Source organism: Parviterribacter multiflagellatus (assembly GCF_056863265.1).
The window spans coordinates 268,447-292,625 of the sequence record NZ_JBXPIZ010000006.1; the positions used below are offsets into that span (position 1 = coordinate 268,447).

18 protein-coding genes, 1 pseudogene and 1 riboswitch are annotated in these 24,179 nt (G+C 75.0%); of the genes and pseudogenes, 8 read left to right on the top strand and 11 right to left on the bottom strand.

Features of this window, described 5'->3' with window-relative positions; all coding sequences use genetic code 11:
- Nucleotides 1-53 precede the first annotated feature (53 nt).
- Complete coding sequence (locus tag AC1UE5_RS14865; protein ID WP_482924783.1) at nt 54-2,009, bottom strand: DNA/RNA non-specific endonuclease; 1,956 nt, start codon at nt 2,007-2,009, stop codon at nt 54-56.
- An 88-nt stretch (nt 2,010-2,097) separates the two neighbouring features.
- Nucleotides 2,098-2,886, bottom strand: coding sequence for a TetR/AcrR family transcriptional regulator (locus AC1UE5_RS14870; RefSeq protein ID WP_482924786.1), 789 nt, complete (start codon nt 2,884-2,886; stop codon nt 2,098-2,100).
- Nucleotides 2,887-2,968: 82 nt separating this feature from the next.
- Between AC1UE5_RS14870 and AC1UE5_RS14875 the strand changes: the two genes are divergently transcribed.
- From AC1UE5_RS14875 to AC1UE5_RS14885, 3 genes are all read left to right on the top strand, one after another.
- Nucleotides 2,969-3,925, top strand: coding sequence for an ATP-binding cassette domain-containing protein (locus AC1UE5_RS14875; protein ID WP_482924789.1), 957 nt, complete (start codon nt 2,969-2,971; stop codon nt 3,923-3,925).
- A complete protein-coding gene (locus AC1UE5_RS14880; protein ID WP_482924792.1) occupies nt 3,922-4,707 on the top strand; it encodes an ABC transporter permease in 786 nt (261 codons plus the stop codon). The genes AC1UE5_RS14875 and AC1UE5_RS14880 overlap by 4 nt, the downstream gene beginning before the upstream one ends.
- 226 nt (nt 4,708-4,933) lie before the next feature.
- Nucleotides 4,934-5,075, top strand: a riboswitch (cyclic di-AMP (ydaO/yuaA leader).
- On the top strand, nt 5,071-6,018 hold the full coding sequence (locus AC1UE5_RS14885) for a M23 family metallopeptidase (protein WP_482924794.1): 948 nt from the start codon (nt 5,071-5,073) through the stop codon (nt 6,016-6,018). Its footprint overlaps the riboswitch before it by 5 nt.
- On the opposite strand, the gene AC1UE5_RS14890 is transcribed toward AC1UE5_RS14885, so the two are convergent.
- Both AC1UE5_RS14890 and AC1UE5_RS14895 read right to left on the bottom strand, forming a co-directional pair.
- On the bottom strand, nt 6,015-6,818 hold the full coding sequence (locus AC1UE5_RS14890) for an SDR family NAD(P)-dependent oxidoreductase (protein ID WP_482924797.1): 804 nt from the start codon (nt 6,816-6,818) through the stop codon (nt 6,015-6,017). The two genes, AC1UE5_RS14885 and AC1UE5_RS14890, sit on opposite strands and share 4 nt — an antisense overlap.
- Nucleotides 6,819-6,847: 29 nt before the next feature.
- Nucleotides 6,848-12,685 carry a PKD domain-containing protein gene (locus tag AC1UE5_RS14895; protein WP_482924800.1) on the bottom strand — a complete coding sequence of 1,946 codons (5,838 nt, stop codon included), beginning with the start codon at nt 12,683-12,685 and terminating at the stop codon, nt 6,848-6,850.
- Between the two features lie 95 nt (nt 12,686-12,780).
- Between AC1UE5_RS14895 and AC1UE5_RS14900 the strand changes: the two genes are divergently transcribed.
- Nucleotides 12,781-12,999: a hypothetical protein gene (locus tag AC1UE5_RS14900; RefSeq protein WP_482924803.1), complete on the top strand. Its 219-nt coding sequence runs from the start codon at nt 12,781-12,783 to the stop codon at nt 12,997-12,999.
- Here the strand turns inward: AC1UE5_RS14900 and AC1UE5_RS14905 are convergent.
- Nucleotides 12,996-13,922 (bottom strand): annotated as a pseudogene (locus AC1UE5_RS14905) (class I SAM-dependent methyltransferase). The gene AC1UE5_RS14900 and the pseudogene AC1UE5_RS14905 sit on opposite strands and share 4 nt — an antisense overlap.
- A 124-nt stretch (nt 13,923-14,046) precedes the next feature.
- Here AC1UE5_RS14905 and AC1UE5_RS14910 point away from each other — a divergent pair.
- The 4 genes from AC1UE5_RS14910 to AC1UE5_RS14925 all read left to right on the top strand — a co-directional run bounded on the left by AC1UE5_RS14910 (nt 14,047) and on the right by AC1UE5_RS14925 (nt 17,280).
- Nucleotides 14,047-14,184 (top strand): twin-arginine translocation signal domain-containing protein, encoded by a 138-nt coding sequence (locus tag AC1UE5_RS14910; RefSeq protein ID WP_482924805.1) that lies wholly within the window; start codon nt 14,047-14,049, stop codon nt 14,182-14,184.
- A 68-nt stretch (nt 14,185-14,252) separates the two neighbouring features.
- Nucleotides 14,253-15,446 (top strand): alkaline phosphatase PhoX, encoded by a 1,194-nt coding sequence (locus AC1UE5_RS14915; RefSeq protein ID WP_482925054.1) that lies wholly within the window; start codon nt 14,253-14,255, stop codon nt 15,444-15,446.
- 98 nt (nt 15,447-15,544) lie between these two features.
- The gene (locus tag AC1UE5_RS14920; RefSeq protein WP_482924807.1) at nt 15,545-16,099 is read left to right on the top strand and encodes a PASTA domain-containing protein; all 555 of its coding nucleotides are present in this window, start codon (nt 15,545-15,547) and stop codon (nt 16,097-16,099) included.
- Nucleotides 16,100-16,101: 2 nt separating this feature from the next.
- Nucleotides 16,102-17,280 (top strand): AarF/UbiB family protein, encoded by a 1,179-nt coding sequence (locus tag AC1UE5_RS14925; RefSeq protein WP_482924809.1) that lies wholly within the window; start codon nt 16,102-16,104, stop codon nt 17,278-17,280.
- Here AC1UE5_RS14925 and AC1UE5_RS14930 read toward each other — a convergent pair.
- The 6 genes from AC1UE5_RS14930 to AC1UE5_RS14955 form a co-directional block, all read right to left on the bottom strand.
- The gene (locus tag AC1UE5_RS14930) at nt 17,277-19,133 is read right to left on the bottom strand and encodes a methyl-accepting chemotaxis protein (RefSeq protein ID WP_482924812.1); all 1,857 of its coding nucleotides are present in this window, start codon (nt 19,131-19,133) and stop codon (nt 17,277-17,279) included. The genes AC1UE5_RS14925 and AC1UE5_RS14930 overlap by 4 nt on opposite strands.
- A gap of 78 nt (nt 19,134-19,211) precedes the next feature.
- Complete coding sequence (locus AC1UE5_RS14935; RefSeq protein WP_482924815.1) at nt 19,212-20,783, bottom strand: protein kinase domain-containing protein; 1,572 nt, start codon at nt 20,781-20,783, stop codon at nt 19,212-19,214.
- A 47-nt stretch (nt 20,784-20,830) separates the two neighbouring features.
- Entirely contained in the window at nt 20,831-21,277 is a 447-nt protein-coding gene (locus AC1UE5_RS14940) for a universal stress protein (RefSeq protein ID WP_482924817.1), read from the bottom strand.
- Between the two features lie 47 nt (nt 21,278-21,324).
- Nucleotides 21,325-21,711: a CAP domain-containing protein gene (locus tag AC1UE5_RS14945; RefSeq protein WP_482924820.1), complete on the bottom strand. Its 387-nt coding sequence runs from the start codon at nt 21,709-21,711 to the stop codon at nt 21,325-21,327.
- Between the two features lie 291 nt (nt 21,712-22,002).
- Complete coding sequence (locus tag AC1UE5_RS14950) at nt 22,003-23,019, bottom strand: L,D-transpeptidase family protein (protein WP_482924822.1); 1,017 nt, start codon at nt 23,017-23,019, stop codon at nt 22,003-22,005.
- Nucleotides 23,020-23,069: 50 nt separating this feature from the next.
- Entirely contained in the window at nt 23,070-24,179 is a 1,110-nt protein-coding gene (locus AC1UE5_RS14955) for a polyhydroxyalkanoate synthase family protein (RefSeq protein ID WP_482924824.1), read from the bottom strand.

A 24,179-nucleotide genomic window follows, 5' to 3' on the forward strand; every position in this document is an offset into this window, starting at 1 on the left:
CGCCGCGTTCTACCGCGGCGCCACGCCGGCGTCAGCTCACACGTCGAACGCGATCAAACGACCACGCTCTCCGGCCCGCGGACCTTCCGCACCACCCCCGCCGCCTCCATCCGCGCGAGCGGGTCGTGGGCGGCGAGGTCCGCGAACGTGAGGCCCGTGAGCGCCTCGACGCGCGCGACCGGGACCTGGAAGGTCTCGTAGGCGGCGTAGGAGAACTCGGCGGGCTCGGCCTCCAGCCCGCGGATGAGCTCCTCCTGCGACAGCAGGTAGGCGGTGGCCGAGAGCGTGCTGTCGCGCTTGACCATCGCCACCACCTTCCAGAACTGGCGCGGGAGCTGCACGCCCCGGTACTCGTCGTCGTCGGGCGCGAAGGCCGGGCCGGTGAAGACCGTCACCTTCAGGTCGCGGTTCTGCGCGTTCTCCAGCACGTAGTCCTCCAGCCCCGCCCAGGTCGTCTGGTTCTGGTTGAAGTCCTTGTGCTGGGGCGTGCAGTTCGTGAAGTGGAACGTGTCGTTGTTCGCCCGCAGCGCGTCGGCGGGCGTCGGGCCCCACGCGGGGTCGAGCCGCCGGACGAGGTGGCCGCGGTCGAGGTCGTTGCGGGCGTAGACCTCCTCGCCGACCTGCTGGTCCTCCGGGATGCGCCGGTCGAAGAACCACTTGTCGCGGTCGCGGCGCAGGCGGTGCTCCTGGTTGCCGTCGATGTTCACCGCCGTCCACAGCGCGAGGCGGCGGCCCTTGTGCATCGCGACGCTGAAGTGCTCGTAGCGCAGCTCTTCCCCGGCGATGCCGTTGAGCGACGGGTCGGCGGTCGGCGGCGGGATCGGGACGCCGAGGAAGAGCGGGTCGTAGCCCGGGCGCAGCTCGAGGCCCGGCGCGATCGTCACGGCCTCCTCGGCGGCCGGCGGGGTGGCGGTCCCCGCGCGTGTCTCGCCCACCCGCACCGTGATCTCGACCGGGACCGTGATGCTGACGTCGCGGGCGGCGACCGCCGACGCGACCGGCGTGGACGACGACACCGGCCCCGCGGGCAGCGCGACGCCGGTCCGTGCCGCCTCGGCCCCGCCGCCCAGTTCGGCCAGCAGCGCCTGCGCCTCCGCGGAGAGCCGCGGCGCCTGCTCGCGCACGAACGCCACGATGCGGCTGATGCGGATGCCCTCGTTGAGGAACCCGCCCGCCTCGACCTCGCGCGGCACCGGCGTGCTCGCGTGGTGGAGCGCGACGATCTCCCACTGGTCGTTGAACACCGGCGAGCCCGACGAGCCCGGCTCGGTGTCGGCCTCGTAGTGGAGGAAGAGCTCGAGCCGGTCGACGATCCGGTTCTCGCGCAACGCGATCCGCTTCTTCTCGCCGCCCGGGTGCTGCGCGATCGTCACGAACTCCCCGATCACCGCCTTGCCCTCGGCACCGCTGAGCGGGTTGTGCCCGAACTCCGCCACCGCATCCGGCGCGCCGGCCACCGCACACAGCGCGAAGTCGCGCTCCTCGTCGGCGATGAAGAGCCGCGCCGGGTCGAGCGCGAACATCCGCGGCGGGTTCGGCATCGGCCGGTCGAGGAAGTCCTGGAAGTCGAACTCGATCTGCGACGCGCCCGCGGTCGGCGCGTCGCCGAGGACGTGGTGGTTGGTGAGCACCAGCGACGGGGTGACGAGCGAGCCGGTGCCGAACCCCGCGACGTCGCCCGTGATCGCGTCGCGCACGTGGACGCGGCAGACCGCGCGCTGCGCTCGCAGGCCCAGCTCCAGCCAGCGCGGATCGACGTAGTCGGTCGTCCCGACGATCTTCTCCAGCAGCTTGACGCCTTCGGTGCCGGGCGGCGGGACGGTCGGCACCGACGGCATCAGGCGGGCGACGCGGGCCAGCCGCAGGTCGATCCGCTCCGGCGCCTCGGCGGCCGCGATGCCGCCCTCCTCCAGGCGCGCGATGCTGTCGCGACGCGCCTCCTCCCGCTCCGAGAAGCGCTGCCTCGCAGCGTCGTTCTGGTGGTCCTCCGCGCGCGCGAGCGTCGCCATGACGGCCTCCCTACCGCAGCTCGACTGGTACGCCCCGACCCTCCCAGACCCCGCGGGCGTGTGCAGGGCACGGGAGGTTCGCGGGGGTTCAGGCCGTCTTGGTGCGCACGAACGCCTCGATCCCGTCGAGCACGCGCGCGAGGCCGAACTCGAACGCGTGCTCGGGGTTCGACGCCGCCCGGTGCGCCTCGCCCGCCGCCTGGCCGACGCGCGAGGCCAGCGGCCACTGGTCGTCGGGGCCCATGACGCGCGGGAGGATGGGGGCGCGGGCGGCCCACCACTGCTCGTCGGTGATGCCCGTGTGCTTCTCCAGCTCGGCCGACTCGACCGCGCCGCGCACCGCGCTGCTGACGAACCCGAGCACGAGCGTCAGCACCGCGTCCATCTCGACGTCATCGAGCCCGATGCCCTCGACCGCGTGCAGCTCCGCCTCGTACTTGTCGGTCACGCCCGGGCCCAGCGGCGGCCGGGTGGCGGCGATCTGCAGGAGCCACGGGTGGCGGAGGTGGAGCGCGCGGTTCTCGCGCGCGACGTGCTCGAGCTTCGCGCGCCAGCCGCCCTCCACGTCCGCCGGGCCGCGGACCTCCGCGAGCGCCGCGTCGCACATGAGGTCGAGCAGCTCCGGCTTGCCCGGGACGTGCGTGTAGAGCGACATCGTCCCGACCCCGAGCTGCTCGGCCACGCGCCGCATCGCGAGCGCGCCGAGCCCCTCCGCATCGGCCACCTCGATCGCCGCGGCGACGATCTGGTCAGCGGTCAGTGACGACTTACGACCGCGCTTGGGCCGGGCCTCGCCCGCTGGCGCAGGCGTGCGCCCACGCCAGAGCAGCGCGAGCGTCTTCGCGGGGTCGCCGGTGCCGGTGAACTCAGGGGCCATGTATTTCCGTATGTTGTACGGTATTGCGTACGGCAAGGCGCGCGGAGGGCGCGCGCCGCCAGCGAATCTAAAGGGGATCGGCATGCAACGGACGACGCCTGCGGTCGTCGCGGAGGGACTGCGGAAGCGGTTCGGGGAGCACGAGGCGCTGGCCGGCCTCGACCTCGAGGTCACGCCCGGGACGGTGCAGGGGCTGCTCGGCCCGAACGGCGCCGGGAAGACCACGGCGGTGCGGATCCTCGCCACGCTGCTCGACGCCGACGGCGGCCGGGCGGAGGTCGCGGGGATCGACGTCGCGCGCGACCCGGTGAAGGCGCGCGAGCGGCTCGGGCTCGTGGGCCAGCAGGCCGCGCTCGACGAGGCGCTGAGCGGGCGCCAGAACCTGCTCCTCTTCGGCCGGCTCTTCCACCTGAGCGGCGCGGAGGCGGCGCGGCGGGCGGACGAGCTGCTGGAGCAGTTCGGCCTGACCGACACCGGCAAGCGGCCGGTGTCCAAGTTCAGCGGCGGCATGCGGCGGCGGCTCGACCTCGCCGCGTCGTTGATCCTCGCGCCCGAGGTGCTCTTCCTCGACGAGCCGACGACGGGGCTGGACCCGCGCTCGCGCAGCGAGGTCTGGGCGGCGATCCGGGCGCTGGTCGACGGCGGCACGAGCGTGCTGCTGACGACGCAGTACCTGGAGGAGGCCGACCAGCTCGCGGACCGCATCGCGCTGATCGACCACGGGCGGAGCGTCGCGGAGGGCACGCCGGCGGAGCTCAAGGCGCGGCTCGGCGGCGACCGGATCGACGTCGTGGTGCGCGAGGACGGCGAGGTGGCGCGCGCCCGCGAGGCGCTCGCGCGAGTGGGCTCCGGGCCGCCGGAGGTCGACGAGGACGCGCGCCGGATCAGCGTGCCCGTCCGCGCCGGCGACGGCGTGGCGGCGCTGACCGGCGCCGTCCGCGGGCTCGATGACGCGGGTGTCGTGCCCGAGGACGTCGCGCTGCGCCGGCCGACGCTCGACGAGGTGTTCCTGAGCCTGACCGGAGGGGTGGCCGCATGACCCGTTGGACGATCCTCGACGCGCGCACGATGACGCTGCGGGCCGCCTGGCAGTGGGCGCGGCAGCCCGGCGCGGTCGCCGTGACGCTGCTCTTCCCGGTGCTGACGCTCTTCCTCTTCGGCGCGCTGTTCGGCGGCCAGATGGAGGTGCCGCCGGGCGCGGACTACGACGAGCTGCTGCTCCCGGGCATGCTCGCGCTGGGCGTCGCGTTCGGCGTGGAGGCGACGATGATCGCGATCGTCACCGACGCGTCGAAGGGCGTGACCGACCGGTTCCGCTCGATGCCGATCGCACCGTCGGCGGTGGTCGCGGGGCGGGCGGCCGCCGACCTGCTGCAGTCGCTCGCCGGCCTCCTGGTCCTGCTGCTGGCGGGCCTCGCGCTCGGCTGGCGCTGGCACGAGGGGCTGGGGAACGCGGTCGCCGCGCTCGGCCTCCTCCTGCTGCTGCGCCTCGCGTTCGTGTGGATCGGCGTCTACCTCGGCCTCGTCGCGGGCTCGCCCGAGGCCGTCGTCGCGATCCAGATCCTCGTCTGGCCGATCGGCTTCCTCTCCAGCGTCTTCGTCTCCCCCGACTCGATGCCGGCGGTGCTCGGGACGCTCGCGGAGTGGAACCCGCTCTCCTCCACCGCGGCGGCGGTCCGCGACCTCTTCGGCAACCCCGGGTGGGAGGGGACGTCCTGGGCGGCCGACCACGCGCTCCTCCTCGCGATCGCCTGGCCGCTCGTCCTGATCGCGGTCTTCCTGCCGCTCTCGATCCGCCGGTATCAGGCGCTTCGCCGCTGACGAGAGACGGGGCCCGCCACCGACGGAGGCAGCAGCGCGCTCCGGCGCTACGGCGTGGCGCGCACGAGGCCCGCATCGTGGTCGTGGACGGCACACGGTTTCGAAGCCGATCCTTGTCCGGATCGGCGAGGAGCCGGGGGCCGTCCACGGCCGCGAGGCGCCCCTCGTGCGTGTCGCGACAGCGTCGGGGCGCGCTGCTGACTTGTTATGTCGCACAGAGTCGCTACTGTTCCGGCCGCCGAATCACTCCTGGTCCGCCGGGGGTGAACGGGGGACCCAGTCGTATGGGGCGAATCGACTTCGCAAGAGGTCGTAGCGCACTGCGCGAGCCCGTCAGCTCACCTCGTAGGCACCCAACCAGTTGTGACTTCCTACGAGACGACACACCGTGCCCGTGGCTGCCGCGCACTCGCGCTGGCGGCGCTGAGCCTGCTGACCGCGCTGGTGGCCCTCCCGGCCGCTGCCCAGGCGGACCAGGTGGCGACCGGCGGCGGCGCGGCGTACGAGGAGCCGGCGGTCGCGGCGCTCAAGTGCGGCACCGGCGACGCCACGTCGTGCCCGCGCGGGCACGTGCTGCGGCTGAGCGGCGAGGGCCTCGCGGCGACGCGCAGCGTCGTCTTCCTCGGCGGCAAGGGCGCGCGGGACGACCGCCGCGCGACGCCGACCGAGAAGAGCCCGCACCGCGTCATCGTCAAGGTGCCGACGTCCGCGAAGAGCGGCCCGATCCGCATCATCGCGGCGACCGGCGGCTTCACCGGCCCGTCGCTCAAGGTGCTCCCGACCCGCAAGGCACGCGCGGTGGTCACGCCCGCGTCGCTCCCGGCGGCCGGCAGCGGCATCTTCCCGGTGCAGGGCGAGCACGATTTCGGCACGTTCGTCAACACCTTCGGCGGCGGCCGCGGCCATCAGGGCCAGGACGTGCTCGCCGACTGCGGCACCCCGCTCGTCGCGGCGCTCGGCGGCACGGTGCAGATGAACAAGTTCCAGTCGAACGCCGGCAACTACATCGTCATCCAGGCCGCGGACGGGACCAGCCAGGCGTACATGCACCTGCAGGAGCCGTCGCCGCTGCAGAAGGGCGAGCCGGTCCTCGCGGGCCAGCCGATCGGCGTCGTCGGGCAGACCGGCCGCGCCAGCGCCTGCCACCTGCACTTCGAGTTCTGGACCGCGCCCGGCTGGTACGAGGGCGGCGAGCCGATCGACCCGCTGCCGATGCTGAAGTCGTGGGCGAGCGCGGGCACGACCGTCACCGCGGCCTCGAAGACGGCCGCCCCGGCCGCGGCCGCCTCCGGCGGCGCCTCCGCCCGCTAGTCCTTCTTCCCGGAGCCTGGCTCGGCCATCTTGCCGTGCAGCGCCGCCTTGGCGCTGTCGGGCAGGAAGCGCGAGCCGCGACCCTGCAGCTTGGTCTGCAGCGACGCCGAGACGACGCGCTCGTCGCCGTTCATGAGCGCCTCGAAGCCGTCGCGGGCCACGTCGGCCGGGTCGTCCTTCGGGCCGGTGCCGATCCGCGTGTCCTCCAGGTCGGCGCGCTCGAAGAACTCCGTGTCGGTCGGACCCGGCTGCAGCGAGGTGACGGTGACGCCGGTGTCCTTGAGCTCGTGCCGCAGCGCGAGCGCGAACGACTGCACGAACGACTTGGACGCGTTGTAGACCGCTTGGAACGACCCCGGCATGGTCGCGGCGATCGAGGAGGTGATCAGGATGCGGCCCTGCCCGCGGACGACCATGTCGCCGACGACGTGCTTGGCGAGGTGGACCACGCTGCGGACGTTGAGGTCGACGAGCTGCAGCTCCCGCTCGAGCGGCGTCTCGGCGAAGCGTCCGCCGGAGCCGATGCCGGCGTTGAGGGCGATCGCGTCGAGCGGCCGGCCGTCGGCCTGGATGCGCCCGTACAGCTCGTCCACGCCGTCGTCGGTCGCGAGGTCGACCTGCAGCGCGTCGACGCGCGCGCCGAGCTCCTCGATCTCCTGCGCCGCGCGCGTGAGCTCGGCGTCCTCCGCCGCGACGATCAGGTCGAAGCCGTTGGTGGCGAACTGCTTGGCGAGCTCGAAGCCGATGCCGCTCGACGCGCCGGTGACGACCGCGAGCGGGCGGGTGGGGGAAGCCTCCATGGAAGGGGGCTTCCCGCCACCTGCCGGCCCTACTCCGCCAGCCGCCCCGTCGCCGCCGGGGACCAGCCGGCGCCGCCGTAGCGGGAGGCGCGGATCGTCACGGTGACCCGCTCGTCCTCCGGCAGGTCGTCGACGCGCAGCGCGCGCACGTGGCCGGGCGCGGCGAGGTCGAGCGTCTTGCCGCCCGCCGTGACCCGCACCGCGAAGCGCTCGACGAACGCCCCGCCGGTGCGCCACGTGATGCGCGTCTGCCCGTTGGCGAGCCGCTTGACCTGCACCGCGCGCGGCTGCGCGGTGCCGAGCCGGGCGCCGCGGCCGTCCGACCAGCGCATCCCCGCCGCGAGCGTCGCCGTCGCGGCCTTGCCCTCGGTGCCGGACGCGGTGCGGCCGACGAGCGAGACGCGCACGGTGTCGCCCGCGGTGACGTCCGGGACGATGATGCGGCGGCGCTTGCCCGCGGCGACGTAGACCTGGCGGCGGGTGCCGTTGACGCGCGCCTCGAGCTGCCAGTCCGCGGGGCGGATGCCGGTGAGCGAGCGCCAGTGCGCGACGACCTGGCCCTCGCCGCGCTCGATGCGCAGCTCCCGCGGCCGGTCGGGCGCCGCGGGCGGCGGCGCGGTGTAGCGGCCGACGACCTTGGGCTCGGCGGGCAGGCCGCTCGTCACCAGCGTGCCCTGGATCGTGCGCCGGCCCGCGGCGCCGCCCTGGGGCGAGAAGCGCAGCGCGCCGCGCGACCTCGCGGTGAGGATCAGCTCCTGGCCGGCGCCGACGCCCTCCTCGGCGAGCAGCAGCTTCTGCCCGCGCTCGAGCTTCGGCGTCACGCTCCAGCGCAGCACGCGCGCGTGGCCCTCGCCGGTCACCCGCGCGGTGATCCTGCGCTGCTTCGACGGCAGCGCCATGGCCACCGCGCGCACGTCGCTGGAGCCCTGCTGGCGCAGCACGTACAGCCGGCCCGCCGGCGGCTTCTTCCACAGGATCTGCGTCCGCCGGTGCTTGACGTCGTGGCGCACCATCATCCGCGGCGTCAGCGTGTCCTTGCCGTCGCCGGGCGTCGCGAGCACCGTCCGCCCGCGCGCGTCCACGATCCGCAGCCGCGGCGCGCCGCGCCGGCCGTCGACGGTCAGCAGCGCCTTCGCCGTCCCGCGGGGGATCACGAGCTCGTGCCCGCGCCGCGACGCCGCCGCCCGCGCGGTCGCCCCACGGAAGCGCAGCGCCCGCTCGTCCAGCCGTCCGAACACCGTCGAGCCCGAGGCGGTGGCCGCGGTCGCCGCGCCGCCGTCGTTCGGGATGGCGGGCGCGTCGGCCGGCCGCGCCTCGCGGTACGGGTCCAGGTCGCAGCCCCAGAAGGCCTCGATCGACTCGCCCCAGCGCGCGCCGAGGCCGCCGCCGAGGTTGATCACCGGCACCTCGCCGCACGCCGCGATGCCGCGCGTGGACAGCGTCGCGTGCGCGCCGATGAGCGCCACGCGGCGGCCGTCGAGCTTCACGCCGACCTCCGCGTCGCCGTCGACGTTGAACGCGTTCGCTGTCACCCACCCGCGGATGCCCGCCTCGACGTAGCCGACCTCGAAGTCCGCGTCGATGCCGCCACCCATCTCGAAGAACCCGTTGGACGAGAACTGGATGAACGAGTCGGCGATCGGGAAGTCGAGCAGCCGCGTCCGGCCCGTCAGCTGGAAGAGCGTGTAGTTCGCGTCCGGGCTCGGGAACTTCACGCGGAAGTCGCCGTAGAGCCCGACGATGTACATGCCCTTGATGCGCGGGCCGGCGCTGAGCGTGATGCCGCCCGTGAGGTCGACCGGGTCGACGGCCACGCCGGCGCGGATGCCCTGGAGGAAGATGAACTTCGCGATCGGCCGGTTGATGCCCTCGACGCCCGCGAAGATCCGCTTGAAGCGGTTGTGCTGGACCTCGACCTCCGCCCGCACGTCGAGCCGCGTGGGCGACGGGATGCGCATCGTCGCGCCGCCGCCCCACAGCTCCTGCTGGCGGTTGTAGACGAAGTACAGCTCGCCGAGACCGAGCTTCTTCGAGAGGAAGACCTGGCCCACGTCGACGCGCAGCTCGTCGAGCACCACGCCCTGCGTCGGCGTCGCGCGGATCTGCGCCTTGCCGGTGATGCCGTCGAGCACGCTCGGCAGGCCGACGTCGAGCTTCACGACCGTCTCGCCCTCGGACGGGAACGTCACGGTCGCCGACCCCTTCAGGGGGAAGTCGAACAGCGCGCTGCCGGTCGGGGTGCGGATCGTGAACCCGCTTCCCTCCTCCGGCTTGTACGGCAGCGTCACGTCGAGCACGTCGAGCGACAGCGGCAGGTTGATGCCGGTGCCCTCGGCGGTGATCGCGGCGGGCGCGTTGGACTGGAGCGTCCCCTGCGACGGGTCGAGCGCGAGCGCCCACGCCTGGCGCGGGTCGTTGTACTGCGCCACGGCCGCGGTGCAGTCCGTGCTCGTGCAGTCGGGGAACTCGCGCCGCACGGCGGTGGAGCCGCGCGCGCCGGTGATGATCAGGCCGCCGAGCGAGAGCCGGCCCTTGCCGATGTACAGCGGCCCGGCGTTCGGGCGCTGGATCGTCGCGATGCAGCCGCGCAGCTTGACCGGGCCGTACCCGACCTCGCGGAACGCGGTCGCCCCGTCGCAGCCGGCGAGGGCGTCGAGGAACGAGCGCACGCGGATCGTGTGCTCGGCGATCGCCTGGTTGCCGTACGTGTCGGTGACCCGCACGCGCATGACCTTGTCGCCCGCGGCCTTGAACGTCGCGGTGACGCGCGGCTCGCCGCCGGTCGGCGTCTCGAACGTCCCGTCGAGGTCCAGGTCCCACTCGAACCGGACCGCCGGGTCGAGGTTCTGCCCCACCGAGCCGGTCGCGTCGAGCGTGCCGCTCACCGACACGCCGTTGAGCGTCAGCTCCTTCGGCCCGGTCAGCTTGGCGAGCGGCGCCTTCGTCGGCTCGGGGTGGACGTCGAGCCGCAGCGCCGCCGAGACCGCGGTCGCGCGGTACTTGTCGGTGACCTTCACGCGGACGTCGAGCGGGCCGGCCGCCGGCGGGCGGAACGTGACCTGCAGCTGGTCGCCCGTCGCGTGCTCGAACGTGCCGTCGCCGTCGAGGTCCCAGGCGTAGCTCAACGGGCCGTGGCCCGGCTTGGCCGCGCTGCCGAACGCCGACAGCGTGATCGCCCGGTTCGCGAACACCGGCTTGTCCGGCGCGGGCTCCTGCCGCGCGATGACCGCCGCGGGGGCGTTGGCGTCGGTGGCGCCGGGCGCGACGAGCACGGTCTGCACGGCCGGGTTGGAGGAGCTGCTGGGCGTCGCGCGGCGGTCCTCCACGACGACGCGCGCCTCGTACGCGCCCGAGCCCGCGTAGACGTGCTCCACCCGCGCCGTGTCGGTCGTCTGCGTGGCGCCGTCGCCGAAGTCCCAGTGGAAGCGCACGTCGGACGGGCTCGTGCCGACCTGGCCCTGCGGCGTGCCGTCGACGTCGACGTAGCGGCTGGTGGATGCGTCGAACGTCACCGCGGCCCCGGACGTCGCGCCGCCGCCCGGCTCCGTGACGACGAGCGCGGCCAGCGGCGGCTGCTCGTTGGCCCGGCGCACGTTGAGCGCGAGCGTCGCGGTGGCGCGCCGTCCGCCCGCGTCGGTCGCGCGCACGCGGACGGGGTACGCCGGGTTCGGGGCGGCGACCGTGACGCCGGTGCGCAGCTGCGCGCCGCTCACCCACTCCTCGGTCGCGTTCCCGTCGACGTCCCACTCCCACGTCAGCGCCTGGTGGCCGCTGCCGGCGACGACGCCCTCGAGGTCGAACGGGTTGCCGGCGACGACCTTCGCCACCGGCTTGATCGACACGTCGCCGGCGGGCGCGCGGACGACCTGGATCGTGCGCGTCGCGGTCGTCGTGTCCGTGCCGTCGCTGACGTCGACCCGCACCGTCCAGGTGCCAGGCGCGGTGAAGACCGGCACGAGCTTGCTCGTCTGCGTGCCGCCCAGCCCGGGCAGCGTCGGGGTGACCGACCAGCTGTAGCTGAGGACCGCACCCGGGTCGGCGTCGCTCGCGGTCGCCTTCAGCGGCACCTCGACCGGCTGGCCGCCGACGATCGCGAACGTCCCGTCGCTGCCCTGCGCGGGCGGCGTGCCGTCGAACTCGATGTCCGCGGTCGGCGCGGCGTTGACGATCGTCACGTCCGCGTGGTCGGACGCCCACGTGCCCTCCGCGGTGTCGACCGTCAGGTACGCGCGGAACGACTGGTCGAACCTCCTCGTGAGGCCCGCGCCGGTGGGGCACGGGTCGAGGCGGAACGGGTTGCCGCCGAGGAAGCAGCGCAGCGTCCCGCCGCTCGTCCCGGCGGTGGAGAACGTGACGTCGTCCGCGCGCGTCGCCGCGCTGGGCGTCGCGGTGAGCTGCGCGGTCGGCGGGTTCGGCCCGGCGAAGGCGGTGCGGTCGGGGTAGACGTACGCGCCGTACTGCGGGTTGGAGAACGCGCCCGCCCCGCTGCCCGGCGCCTGGCAGCCCGAGGCAAGCGCGGTGCCGTCCGGGCTGAAGCCCGCGAGGTACGGCACGTGGTCGACCTCCGCCGGCGGGAAGATCTCGCCCGGGCTCGAGATCGTGTGGAAGCGCAGCTCGAACAGCGCCTGGCCGCTGCGCGACGTGCCCTGGATCTCCTCGAGCGCGGCGTCGAGCGCGACGGTCACGCGCCGCGCGCCGTCAACGCCCGCCGTGAGCGGCAGGTCGACCGTGATGACGTCCTCCGGGTCGACGAGCGGCGTGCCCCCGAGCGTCGTCGAGGTGGCGACCGGCAGGCACGCGCGGGCGCCGAACGTGGCGTCGAGGTCCCACTGGCGCAGGTTGCGCGCGATCTTGACGCGGACCTTCGTGCTGTCGCCGGCGACGCGCTCGGTGAGCACCATCGCCATCGGGCTCTTGCGCGAGCCGTGCGGCCACAGGTAGGTGACGGTGCTCAGCGCGGTCGTGCTCTGGAAGTCGAGCGTGAGGTCCGCCGGGTAGAGCGCGACGTCGAGGTTGGTCGAGCTGGGCGTGACCGCGTCCCCGGCGTACGCGAGGTGCTCGCGCTGCTCGAGCGCGACGCGGCGCAGGTCGGCGTTGCCCGACGGGTTGTCGGCCGGGTCCTCCTCGATCGACCTGCCGTTGATCGAGTCGCCCGGGACGACCCGGTCGGTGGCGTCGGCGAACCGGATCGGCCAGCCCGCGTTGCCCGCCCCGCAGCGACCCGCGCCGCCGGCCGCGGTGGGGATCGCGTCCCGCTGCGTGCCGCCGGCCGCCGCCGCGTCGTCCACGAGCAGGGTCACCAGGCGCGGCGCGTACCGCATCAGGCCGGCCCCGACGGTCGCGGTGAGCTGCGTGACGTCGACGGCGATGCGCGCCGGGTTGGAGCCGTCGGCCGTCGTGTTGCCGCCGAACAGCCGCTTGGCCGGGTCGGTCGGGAGGACGAGGCACGCCGCGGTCGTGCCGGAGCCGCGCAGGTCGTAGACGTCGTACGGCTGGCTGTCGCCACCGGACGTGTTGGTGATGCGGACGCGCGTGCGGACGCCGATCTCGGGCACGCCGTCGCGGTCGAAGTCGAGCGCCGTCAGCGCCTCCCGGCCCGGGCTGAGCTCGGAGAAGTAGCGCAGCCGCACGTACGCGACCGGCGACGAGGTGCGCTCGAACCCGTACGCGTGCGCGAGCAGGTCACCGGCGGTCTCGCCGTCGCTCGTGGTGACCGGAGGCTCCTGGTCGCCCTCGCGCGCCTGCACGACGCCGTCGGCCGAGTCCCAGCTGCCGAACTGCGCCTGGGCCTGCGCAGGCAGCGCGACGCAGACCGCCGCCGTGATCGCGAGCAGGGCGGCGTACGCCCGGCATCCGTGCCGTGTCATCGCCGGGAGCTTTACCGGATACCTGCGTGTTGCGCCACCCCGGAAGTTCCCCTGGTGACGCGACGTTGCCGTATCGGTCCGCCACACTGGAGCGCATGAGCGACCTGTCCCGCCGTCCGGGCGCCCGCCCGACCCGCCGCCAGCGCGAGAAGCGCGCCTACCGGCTGGCGATGACCAGCGGCACCGCCGCCGCGGTCTTCGTCGTCACCGCGATCCTCGCCATCGCCGGCCTGCTGGGCTGGGGCATCCCGATCCTCGCGCTGATCGTCGCCGCCGTCGCGGGCGTGCTGTTCCGCGGCAGCGTCGGCCGTTAGCCGGCGGCCGGCCGGCGCCCGGTGAGCACGAGGTAGCGCGCGTCGAGCTCGACCGCGGGCGGGCGGTTGTTCGCGCTCGCGAGCAGGCGGTCGAACGACGGGCGCAACGCGGCGCGCTGCGCGGTGTCGAGGCCGATCGGGGCGAGCGCGTCGAAGCACGCGTCGGCGGAGGCGAACGCGAGCGGCACGGTGCGCGTGCGGACCTCCACGTCCTCGAGCACCGGCTCCAGCCGGGCGAGCGCCACGTCGCGCCGGCCCCACTGCGCCGGCGATGGCACGCCCTGCGGCAGCGGCGCGAGCGCCTCGACGAACTCGTCCAGGCGGCCCGGCAGCCCGCGCGGGAGCCAGGCCGCGAGCGCGACCCGGCCGCCGGGACGGCAGACGCGGACGGCCTCGCCGACCGCCCGCAGCGGACGGGGCGCGAGCGCGAGCCCGAACGCCGACACGACGATGTCGAACGTGGCGTCGGCGTAGGGCAGCGCCTACGCGTCGGCCTGCCGCCAGCGGACCGCGCCGCCGCACCGCGCGCGGCCGCGGGCGACCATCGCGTCGGCCAGGTCGCACGCGTCGGTCTGCGCGCCGCGGGCGGCGCAGGCCAGGGCGACGTTGCCGTCGCCCGCGCCCACGTCGAGGACCGCGTCGCCGTCGCGCACCTCCGCGGCGTCCGCGAGCACGTCGGCGACCGGCGCCAGCGCGGCCAGCAGCGGCAGGTGCGCCGGGGCCTCCCACTCGGCGCGCACGCGGGCGGTCGCGGCAGCGTGGTCGACCGGCACGCGCGAGCGCCGAGTGGGGCCGAGCCGCAGGAGCGCGCGCCGGGACACCGCCTCCTGCCGCTGGGGGACCGGCGGCGGGGGCGGCGGCGCGTACACGTCGCGCAGCGCGGGCTCGGACTCGGGCTGGGGCAGGACGGCGTCGGCGGCCATCGCGGCCGATCGTAGGCGCGCGGCGACGCGCCGGACACGGCCGGTCACGGAACGTTCACCGTCGCGCCCCTCCTGGCCTGGAGGCTGCCCGGGTCGTGTCACCCCCGACTCGAGGAGACTCCCTGTGGCCGTCGACACCACCCGCCGGACGTTCGTGCAGGGCACCGCTGCGGCCGGCACCGCGCTGGCCCTCGGCACGCCGATCTCGGCCTACGCCGCTCGCACCCGCCCCGGCCGGCCGCGCCCGGCTACGGCGACCTGAAGCCGACCCGCGAGCTGGACTCCGGCGTCGAGTACCTCGCGCTGCCGCCCGGCTTCCAGTACCGCGTCATCTCGCGGGCGGGCGACCCGCTGCGCGACGGCAAGCCGACGCCGGGGATCTTCGACGGCATGGCGGCGTTCCGCGGCGCGTGGGGCACGACCGTGCTCATCCGCAACCACGAGAACCGCTCGCGGGCCGGCGAGGTGTCGGTCGAGGTGCCGACCGGCAAGCGCTACGACCCGGACGTCAACGTCCGCGGCGGCAACACGAAGCTCGTGGTCGGCCGCGACCGGCGCGTGAAGGAGGCGTTCGCGGTCCTCGGCGGGACCCACACGAACTGCGCTGGCGGCCAGACGCCGTGGGGCACGTGGATCACGTGCGAGGAGATCTTCAACTACGGCTCGGCCGAGGGCAACGTCACGCCCGGGACCGGCGTGCCGCACGGGTACATCTTCGAGATCCCGGCCGACGCCGACGGCCCGGTCACCCCGCAGCCGGTGCTCGACGCGGGCCGGTTCTCGCACGAGGCGGTCGCGTGGCTCGACGGCGTCCTGTACGAGACCGAGGACCGCGGCAACGCGGCGTTCTACCGGTTCCTCCCGCGCCGGCAGCCGCGCGAGGCGGGGGACCTGGCGACGTTCGGCGGCACGCTCCAGGCGCTGAAGATCGCCAACGCCCCGGGCTTCGACGCCGACGAGGCGACGCCGGGCCAGACGTTCCCGGTCGAGTGGGTGACGATCGAGGAGCCCAACCCGCTGACCGACACCGTGCGCACGGAGGCGCAGGCCAAGGGCGCGGCGATCTTCAACCGCACCGAGGGCGCGTGGACGAGCGGCGGGCGGATCTACTTCGACTGCACGACCGGCGGCAACGCGGGCCTCGGCCAGCTGTGGGAGTACACCCCGCGCGGGCGCGACGGCGGCCTGCTGAAGCTGATCTTCGAGTCGACCGCGGTCGAGGAGCTGGAGAACCCCGACAACCTCGTCGTCGTCCCCGACACCGGTGACGTGTTCCTCCAGGAGGACTCCAACGGCGAGCAGTTCGTCCGCGGCGTCACCCGCAACGGCGAGATCTACGACTTCGCCCAGACGATCCTCAACACCACCGAGTTCTGCGGCGGCTGCTTCAGCCCCGACGGCGACACGTTCTTCCTCAACCAGCAGGGCGACCGGCTCGCCCCCGGCCAGACCCCGCAGACGCAGCCGGACAGCGCCCGCGGGCTGACGTTCGCGATCTGGGGGCCGTTCGGCCGCAAGCGCTGAGCGCACCGCTGGACGCGTCGTCGCCGCCCCGGCGCGCGCTCGCGCGCCGGGGTCGCGCGTGGCGCCGCGCGTGCTCTGAGCCCGTACCCTGCGGCGTTGTGCGCCGCTTCGCCCTGCTCCTCGCCCTGCCCGTGCTCGCGGCGGGCCTCGTCGGGTGCGGCGGCGGCGAGGACGAGCCGCCGAAGGTGCTGCGCGCGGTGCAGCTCGACCTGACCGGCCCACAGGACGCCGCGACCGTGGACGGCGAGTCGGTGCAGGTGAGCGGCAAGGTCTCGCCCGCCGGCGCGCAGGTGACCGTGCTCGGCCGGCAGGTGCCGGTCAGCGGCGGCGCGTTCGCGACCGACGTGGCGCTGGAGGAGGGCGCGAACCTGATCGACGTCGCCGCAGTCGCCGAGGACCGCCGGCCGGTGACCACCGCGCTGCGCGTCGTGCGCGAGGTGCCGGTGACCATCCCCGCCGTCGAGGGCGACGAGCTCGACGGCGCGCGCGGGCGGCTGGAGGCGCTCGGCCTGAAGGTGGAGACCGAGGACGGGGGCGGGCTGTTCGACGACCTCCTGCCCGGCGACACGGGCGTCTGCTCGATCGACCCGCCGGCGGGGACCGAGGTCAAGCCCGGCTCGACCGTGACGCTCCGCGTGGCGCGCGTCTGCTGACGATGGCCGCGCGCGCAGACCTCCCGCCCGCCGTCGCGGCGCTGGTCGAGACCGGCATCCAGCTCGTGCGGCGCGCGCCCAGCGCGCGGATCGCGATCGCGCGACTGGACGGCCTGATCGACCGCGACGCGCTCCCGGACGCGCTGCGCGAGCGGTGGTTCGCTGAGATCGACGCAGCGCGCGAGGCGGTGCTGGAGCCGCTGCCGCGCAAGGTCGTGGAGAGCGAGCTGAAGTCCGCCTGGGGCCGCCCGGCGGGCAAGGTGCTCGACGACCTGGTCGCCGAGCCCGTCGCGGTGACGCCGACCGCGCAGGTCCACCGCGGCGAGCTGGACGACGGCACGGCGGTCGCGATCAAGGTGCGCCGGCCGGGGGTCGAGCGCGCGGTGCGCAACGATCTCGCGCTCCTCGACGTCGTCGCGGCGCCGCTGCGCGCGGCGTTCCCGGGGCTCGACGCGGGGGCGGTGCTGCGCGACCTGCGCGAGCAGGCGCTCGACGAGCTGGACCTCGAGCACGAGGCGTCGACGCTGCGCCGCGTCGGCCGCGCGCTGCGCGGGGTGGACGGCGTGGCGGTGCCAAAGCCGGAGCTGGAGCTGTCGACGCCCGAGGTGCTCGTGACGACGTGGCTGCGCGGCGAGACGCTGGCGAGCGGCGCTCGGCCGGGGGACGCGAGCGGCGCCGCGCGGACGATCGTCGCGGCGTGGCGCGCGGCGGTGCTGGAGGCCGGGCTCGCCCCCTACGACGTGCGCGACACGCACGTGCTCGTCGGCCCGCGGGGGACGCTCGGACTGCTCGGGCTCGGCGTCGCGCGGCCGGTGGAGAAGGCGCGGGCGGAGGCGGGGCTGCGCGGCCTCGCGGCGCTCGCGACCGCGAACGAGGCGGGCTTCGCCGCCGCCACCGCGGACCTCGGCGTCCTCCCTCCCGACCTCGCGCCCGACGCCTTCGCGCTCCTCCACGCCACCGGCGGCGAGCTCGCCGCCGGCACCGCCAGGCTCGACGCGGACGCGCTGCTCGGGGTGCTCGAGCGCGCCCGGCGCGCGACCCCCGACCTCCTGCGCCTGGCGGCCGCGGCGAGCCCGCGGCCGGCCGACCTGACGCTGGCCCGGATGCTGGGCCAGCTCGCCGCCGTCCTCAGCCGCCTGGAGGCGACCGAGGACTGGGCGGCGGTGGCGACGGCCCGCTAGGCCTCGTCGGAGGCGGCCGCGGCGGCGGCCGGGACGCGGAAGCGGTGCACGAGCTGCTCGAGCTCGTCCGCCGTCACCGCGAGCGACTGCGCCGACTCGGCGATCTCCTGCGCGGACGCGCTGGTCTCCTGCGTGGAGGCCGAGACCTCCTGGGCAGACGCCGACGACTGCTCGGCGACGGCGGAGACGCCGGTGACGTCCTCCTCCGCGCGCTGCGCCTCGGCGGCGATCTCGTCGACCGCGCCCGCGATCTCGCTGACGCGCTGCCCCATGTCGTCGATGACGGCGCCGAGCCCGAGGAACGCCTCACGCGTGCGGCGCACGGTGGCGACGCCCTCCTCGGTGCGCTCCGAGGAGCCCTCGACGACCGACACGACGCGGCCGGTCTCGGCCTGGATCTCGCCGACGAGCGACGCGATCTGGCCCGCGGCCTCCTGCGACTCCTCGGCCAGCTTGCGGACCTCCTCGGCCACGACCGCGAAGCCGCGGCCCTGCTCGCCCGCACGCGCGGCCTCGATGGCGGCGTTCAGCGCGAGGAGGTTGGTCTGCTCGGAGATGGCGGTGATGGTGTCGACGATGCCGCCGATGCGCCCGGAGCGCTCGGCCAGGTCGCGGATCGCGCTGCCGACCTCGGCGCCCGACGCGGCGACCTGCTCGATGGCGGTCGCGGCCGCGTCGGCGGCGGCGACGCCGTCCTGCGCGGACTGCTTGGCGTCGTCGGCCGCAGCGGCCGTCTCGCGGGCGACCTCGGCGCTCGCCACGGCGGCGCGGACGGCGCCCTGGACGGCCTCGCGGGTCTGCTCGACCAGGCGCACCTGCTGCTCGGCGCCCTGCGCGACGTCGCCGACGGCGGACGCGATCTCGGTGACCGCGCGGCCGGCCTCGTCGGACGTGTGCGCGACCTGCTGCGACGCGGCGTTGAGCGTGCCGGCGCTCGAGGACATCGCGCCGACGAGCGAGCGCAGGCCGTCGACCATCTTGGCGTGGGCGTGGCCGAGCACGTCGGCGTCGCTGCGCGGCTCCACCGCGATCGTCAGGTCGCCGTCGGCGATCTGCTCGGCGACGCCGGACGCGTCACGCAGGTAGGTCGCGGTCTCGTTGAGCGCGGCACGCGTCTCGACCGGCCCGTCGGCGATCTCCTCGCCGGACACCTCGCCGCGCGCCAGCCCGCGCAGGCGGCCGCTGAGCGTGGCGACATCCCGCGAGATCGTGCGGCTGATGAGGAACGCGATCAGCGCGACGACGAGCACGATGAGCGCGACCTGCCACACGACGGTGACGGTCTCGTCGTGGACGGCCGTGTCGATGTCGTCGACGTAGACGCCGGTGCCGACGACCCAGCCCCACGGCTCGAAGCCGGCGACGTAGGAGAGCTTCGGCACGGGGTTCTCGTCGCCCGGGCGCTCCCACTCGTAGGCGACGAAGCCCTGCCCGTCGGCCTTGACGACGTCGACCATCTCGACGAAGAGCTTCTTGCCGTTCGGGTCCTCGTTGGCGCTGAGGTCCTTGCCCTCCAGCTCGGGCTTCATCGGATGGGCGACCATCTTCGGGCCCATGTCGTTGATCCAGAAGTAGTCGTCCTTGCCGTAGCGCATGGCCTTCACGGCGGCCTTCGCGCCGGCCTGGGCCTCGGCGGTCGTCAGCTCGCCCTTCGCCTCGCGGGCCTGGAAGCCGGCGATGGTGGAACGAGCGACCTGCGTGAGGTTCTCGAGCTTGGCCTTGCGGGCGTCCGTCTCGCGCGGGCGGACGCTGTCGAGGCGCGTCCAGCCGGTGACGATGACGCCGATCGCGGCGAGCGCGACGATGAGCCAGAGCTTGGCCGGGATGGTGAGGGTGCGGAAGCGAGCGGGCATGGCTGCCAGGCGATCGGCCGTGACGCACCTCACGCGGAGCCCTTCTGGCCACCTGACCGAGGATCAGTTCCGTCCCGTTTATGGATCGGGCCGCGTCATCACGAGGTCGATCCGCGGTCGCCCGCGCTCGTCCCGGACGACGTTGAAGACGACCGATCCGCCGAAGGAGCGGCCGTCGGTGCGGTCGACGACGTACCGGCCCGACGCACGGCCGACGTCGCCCGCGTCGACGTCGAGGTCCTCGAGGCGGTACGCCCGCACCGGGATCGTGGCGAACTGCTGTCGGTACTCGGCGACGACCGCCTCCCGACCGCGCTGGCGGCTCGCGGGCAGGACGCGCTCGACGTCGCGGGAGAGCGTCCGGCCGAGCGCGGCGCCGTCCTCCTTCGCGTACGCGGCGGCGAAGCGGTCGGTGACGGTCGTGATCTCGTCGGCGGTCAGCGGGCCGGCGGGCGGCGCGTCGCCGCCGTCGCCCCAGATGGCTGCGGCCGCGATGCCCGCGGCGATCGCGGCGCCGACGACGGCCAAGACGAGCGCGAGCCCCTTGCGGCGGCCGCGGACCTTGACCGCGGGCGGCCGGTCCTCCGGCGGCGGCGCCGGGCGGTCGCGGCTGCGGCGGGGCGGCGCGTCCCCGGCCACGCGGGTCGCGGCGGGCCCGGGCGCCAGGCGCGTGGCCGCGGTCTCGCCCGCGACCCGCGTCGCGTCGTCGGCGACGAGATGGGTCGGGTCGGAGTCGGGCGTGACCCACAGCGTCGCGGCGCCGTTGCGGGCGTGGGGGGCCGCGTCGCCGCGGGCGACGCTCCGCTCCCCCTCGGTCACCGGCTCGCCGCGCGCGGCGGCCAGCGCGGCGCGGCCGAGGTCGCCGGCGGACGGGTAGCGGTGCGCGGGGTCCTTGGCGAGCGCACGGGCGACCACGTTGTCGAGCTCGGGCGGGACGCCGGGGGTCACGGAGGGCTTGGGCGGCTCGTCGCCGAGGTGCGCGAGGAGCGTCGCCGGGACGGTGTCGCGGGGGAACGGCGGCCCGCCGGTGAGCGCGGCGTACAGGACGCAGCCGAGCGCGTAGACGTCCGAGCGCGCGTCGGTCGCCCGGCCCTCGAGCTGCTCGGGCGACGCGTAGTCCGCCGTGCCGAGCCAGCGGCCCTCCTGCGTCAGCTGCGTCGCGGCCTGCGAGGCGAGCCGCGTGAGCCCGAAGTCGCTCAGGTACGCGTGGTCGCCCTCCAGCAGGACGTTGCCCGGCTTGACGTCGCGGTGGACCAGGCCGGCGGCGTGCGCGGCGTCGAGCGCCGACGCGACCTGGGCGACGATCGACGCGGCCTGCCGAGGCGGGAGCGGCCCGTCGCGGCGCAGCAGCTTGTGCAGGTCGGTGCCGCTGACGAACCGCAGGACGAGGTACGCGGTGCCGTCCTCCTCGCCCGCCGCGTAGACCGGGACGATGTTCGGGTGGTCGATCGCGGCGGCCATCTGCGCCTCGCGCTCGAACCGCGCGCGGAACTCGGGGTCGGCGGCGTTCGGGCCGGCGAGGAGCTTGAGCGCGACGGGCCGGCCCAGGCCGAGCTGCGTGGCCCGGTAGACCACGCCCATGCCGCCGCGGCCCACCACACCTTCGATGCGGCAGCCCGCGAACTCGGTTCCCTCGGCCAGCTGGGGCACGGCACCCAGTCTGACGACCCCGCGGATGCGCCTGCGGGCGGCGCCTGTCAGGCGGCGGGGCCGTGCACCACGATGACCGTCGCCTTCGCGCGGTGCAGCACCGCCTGCGAGACGCTGCCGAGCAGCGACCCGATGCGCCCGCGCCCACGCGTGCCCAAGAGGATGAGGTCGCACCGCGCCTCCTCCGCCGCGCGCAGGATCTCGGCCGGCGGATCGCCCATCAGCAGCCGGGTGTCGAGCGACACGTCGTCGGGCAGCTGGGCCTTCGCGTCCCGCAGCACGCCCTCCATCTCGCGGCGGATGTCGTCGGCCAGCTGCTCCCGCGTCACGCCCGCGGTCGGCCCGATCAGCGACGGCGGCTCGGGCGCGACCGCGACCAGGTGCAGCCGCGCGTTGTCGACCTGCGCCACGCGCGCGGCGTGCGCCAGCGCGAGCTCCGCCTCCGGCGACCCGTCGATCGCGACGAGCACCTCGCGGTAGTGCGGTTCCTCCATGCCCTCAATGTGCCACGCGCCGCCCGGCGGGCGCCCCCGGCGACCGGCTAGCGGTTGCCGAAGGTCGCCGCGACCGTCACCCCGCGCGAGGAGCCGGCGGGCGTGCCCTGCGCGACGCCGACGCCGATGCGCCGGAAGGCGGGGTCGAGGAGGATCTCGCGGTGCGGTGGGGAGCGGAGCCAGCCGCGGACGATCGCCGCGGGCGTGCCGCCGGTGCCGCGGCCCCACGCGAGGACCTCGCCCCAGCGGTAGGGCGGCTGCCGGGCGTAGCCGGCGCGGCGGAGGCGGTCGTGCGGGGTCGAGCCGCCGGGCGAGACGTGCGCGAAGTAGCCGCGCGCGACCATGTCGCTGGCGTGCCGCGAGGCCGCCTCGTCGAGGTGCTGCTCGCGCTCGACCGCCGGGCGGTCGCGGAGCGTGCGCTCGTGCGAGACCACGCACGCCACCACCTGCTCGGCCCTTCCTGGTTCGAGCAGATGGCCAGGCGTGGATGCACCTGGACAAGCGGCGATGAGCGCCGCGAGGGCGTGAGCCCGGAACGGAAGAGTCGGCAACGTGGGTCCTCGTGAGCCGGGGGGCGGACGGACGAGCACCCGCGCCTCTCTTCGCGGGCCCTGCACCCATCAGCCTGCCCGTCTCCCAGGAATCCACCACCCCGCAAGACGGAACATGGAGGTTCCGCTCGCGGACCTCTACAGAAGTTGTGCGCCGCGTGTGCGGTCGCTGACCTACTTGATCAGCACGGGCGCGCCCATCGGGACGCGGGGGTACAGATCGACCACGTCGGCGACCCGCATGCGGATGCAGCCGTGGGACGCGCGCGAGCCGATCGACCACTCCTCGGCGGTGCCGTGGATGCCGACCGAGCCGTTGACGCCGAGCCACCGCGCCTTGAGCGGGTTGTTCGGCGCGCCGCCCGGGATGACCTGGCCCTGCAGGCCGCCGGCCCAGTCGCTGTTCGGGACGTGCCACGCCGGGTTGACCTGCTTGCTCTGGATGCGGAACAGGCCGGGCGGCGTGTCGTAGCCGGCGGCGCCGACCGCGATCCCGTACGTCTTCGACAGCTTCAGGCGCTTGAAGAGGCGCAGCTTGTGCGACGCGCGGTCGACCGTGATGACCGTGCCGTACTGCTTGCGCACCTCGTCGGTCGTGACGTCCGGCTGCGTCTTGCGGAGCTTCTGGCGCAGGATGCGGGCGCGCGCCGGGTCGGCGAGCGTCACGGCCAGCCGCCGCGCGAGCTGCACGTCGTTGACGGCGCGGCCGGTCGCCGACGTCGTCAGCTTCATCTTGCGGACGGTGATCTGGACCTTCGCGTCGCGGCCCTTGCGGCCGGTCTTCGCGCGGACGTCCTTCGCCCACTCGCGCAGCGACGCGTTGGAGAACCGCAGCGCGAGCTCGACCTCCTGGTTCGGGCCCTTGTCGCGGCCCGCGTAGTACGCGCGCTTGGCGGTGGTCGCCGCGTCGAACGCGAGCTTCGCGTCGGCCGCCGGGTCGAGCCGGAAGCTCTTGTCCGCGACGACCACGTCGACCGGCGCCAGGAGCGTCGCGCCGACGCCGCCCTGGAGCGTCGCGGTCGCCTGCTCGATCGTCTGGCCGCCGAGGTCCACTCCACCGGCCTTCACGCCCTGCGCGATGACGCGGACGGTCGGCTGCTGCTGCTGCTTGGGCGCGGCCTGCGCGGCGGCAGGCGCGAGGAGGAGGGCGGCGGCGAGGGTGGCGAAGGCGAGAGGACGGCGCAGGGTCATGGCCGGGCGCAGGGTAGACGGCCCAACTGGTTGCGCGCGCAAGGGCGCTGTCAGGCCGCGACGGGCGGCGCAGGCACCCGCGCGGCGACGTCCGCGTCCGGCGCCCCGGTGAGGAACTCGTCCAGCCACCGCCAGGTCGTGCGCTTCGCGGCGCGCCCGGTCAGCACGCCGAGGTGGCCGCCCGGGCCGGTCTCCAGCCGCACCGTCGGCGCGTTGGGGAGCAGCCGCCCGAGGTGGTGGACCGCCGCCTGCGGCGCGAGCACGTCGGCCTCCCCCGCGACGCAGAGCACCGGCACGCGGACGTCCGCGAGGTCGATGTCCTGGTCGGACAGCCGCATGCGGCCGTCGGCGAGGTCGTTGACGCGGAAGAACTGGTGGTACAGCTGGCCGAACGTCCGCCCCGGGTACGCGTGCATCGACGCCATGAAGCGGTCGACCGCCTCGAGCTGCGCGAGGAAGTCGCGGTCGTGCAGCCGGGTGAGGATCGCGATCGGCTTCGTCAGCTCCTTGTCGATCGACGTGAGCTGGAACGCGCGCCGCACGAGCGGCGACGGCGCGCCGCCCAGCGCGCGGTAGAGCTGCGTGACGACCGCCCCGTTGGTGAGGTTCGCCAGCGGCCGGATCGGCGCGATCAGCCGCACGCGGCGGAAGTCGAACGGGCTCGCGACGCAGGCCACCGACCGCACCGGCAACTCGGGCCCGGCGGCGACGGAGAGGATCGACATGATGCCGCCCAGGCACCAGCCGACGACCTGCACGTCCGCGCCGCCGGTGTCCGCGCTGACGTGGCGCAGCGCGGTCGGGATGACGTCCTCGACCCAGTGCTCGAGCCCCAGCTCGCGGTCGGAGAACGCGATCGGCCCGTACTCGACGAGGTACACGGGGTGGCCGGCGTCGAGCAGGTGCTCGGCGAGCGAGTGGCCGCGGCGCAGGTCGAAGCAGAGCGCGGGCGCCGCAAGCGGCGGGACGAGGAGCACCGGCGGGCGATCGGGCGTCACCCCGTCGTTGCGCAGGTACCGGAAGACGGTGCACTGCGGCTCCTCGTGGATGATCCGCGCCGGCGTCGGGCGCAGGTCGGCGAGCCCGCCCCGCAGCAGCTTGTCGAACACGTTCGCGGCCGCGTCGGAGAGCTGGCCGGGAGAGGGCAAGAACGGGGGCAT

What these genes read in the sequence shown, in the direction of transcription:
- AC1UE5_RS14865 (WP_482924783.1), bottom strand. Translation starts at nt 2,009, where the DNA reads ATGGCGACGCTCGCGCGCGCGGAGGACCACCAGAACGACGCTGCGAGG.
- AC1UE5_RS14900 (WP_482924803.1), top strand. Translation starts at nt 12,781, where the DNA reads ATGAGCGACCTGTCCCGCCGTCCGGGCGCCCGCCCGACCCGCCGCCAG.
- AC1UE5_RS14890 (WP_482924797.1), bottom strand. Translation starts at nt 6,818, where the DNA reads ATGGAGGCTTCCCCCACCCGCCCGCTCGCGGTCGTCACCGGCGCGTCG.
- AC1UE5_RS14950 (WP_482924822.1), bottom strand. Translation starts at nt 23,019, where the DNA reads ATGACCCTGCGCCGTCCTCTCGCCTTCGCCACCCTCGCCGCCGCCCTC.
- AC1UE5_RS14880 (WP_482924792.1), top strand. Translation starts at nt 3,922, where the DNA reads ATGACCCGTTGGACGATCCTCGACGCGCGCACGATGACGCTGCGGGCC.
- AC1UE5_RS14930 (WP_482924812.1), bottom strand. Translation starts at nt 19,133, where the DNA reads ATGCCCGCTCGCTTCCGCACCCTCACCATCCCGGCCAAGCTCTGGCTC.
- AC1UE5_RS14895 (WP_482924800.1), bottom strand. Translation starts at nt 12,685, where the DNA reads ATGACACGGCACGGATGCCGGGCGTACGCCGCCCTGCTCGCGATCACG.
- AC1UE5_RS14875 (WP_482924789.1), top strand. Translation starts at nt 2,969, where the DNA reads ATGCAACGGACGACGCCTGCGGTCGTCGCGGAGGGACTGCGGAAGCGG.
- AC1UE5_RS14870 (WP_482924786.1), bottom strand. Translation starts at nt 2,886, where the DNA reads ATGGCCCCTGAGTTCACCGGCACCGGCGACCCCGCGAAGACGCTCGCG.
- AC1UE5_RS14940 (WP_482924817.1), bottom strand. Translation starts at nt 21,277, where the DNA reads ATGGAGGAACCGCACTACCGCGAGGTGCTCGTCGCGATCGACGGGTCG.
- AC1UE5_RS14955 (WP_482924824.1), bottom strand. Translation starts at nt 24,179, where the DNA reads ATGCCCCCGTTCTTGCCCTCTCCCGGCCAGCTCTCCGACGCGGCCGCG.
- AC1UE5_RS14925 (WP_482924809.1), top strand. Translation starts at nt 16,102, where the DNA reads ATGGCCGCGCGCGCAGACCTCCCGCCCGCCGTCGCGGCGCTGGTCGAG.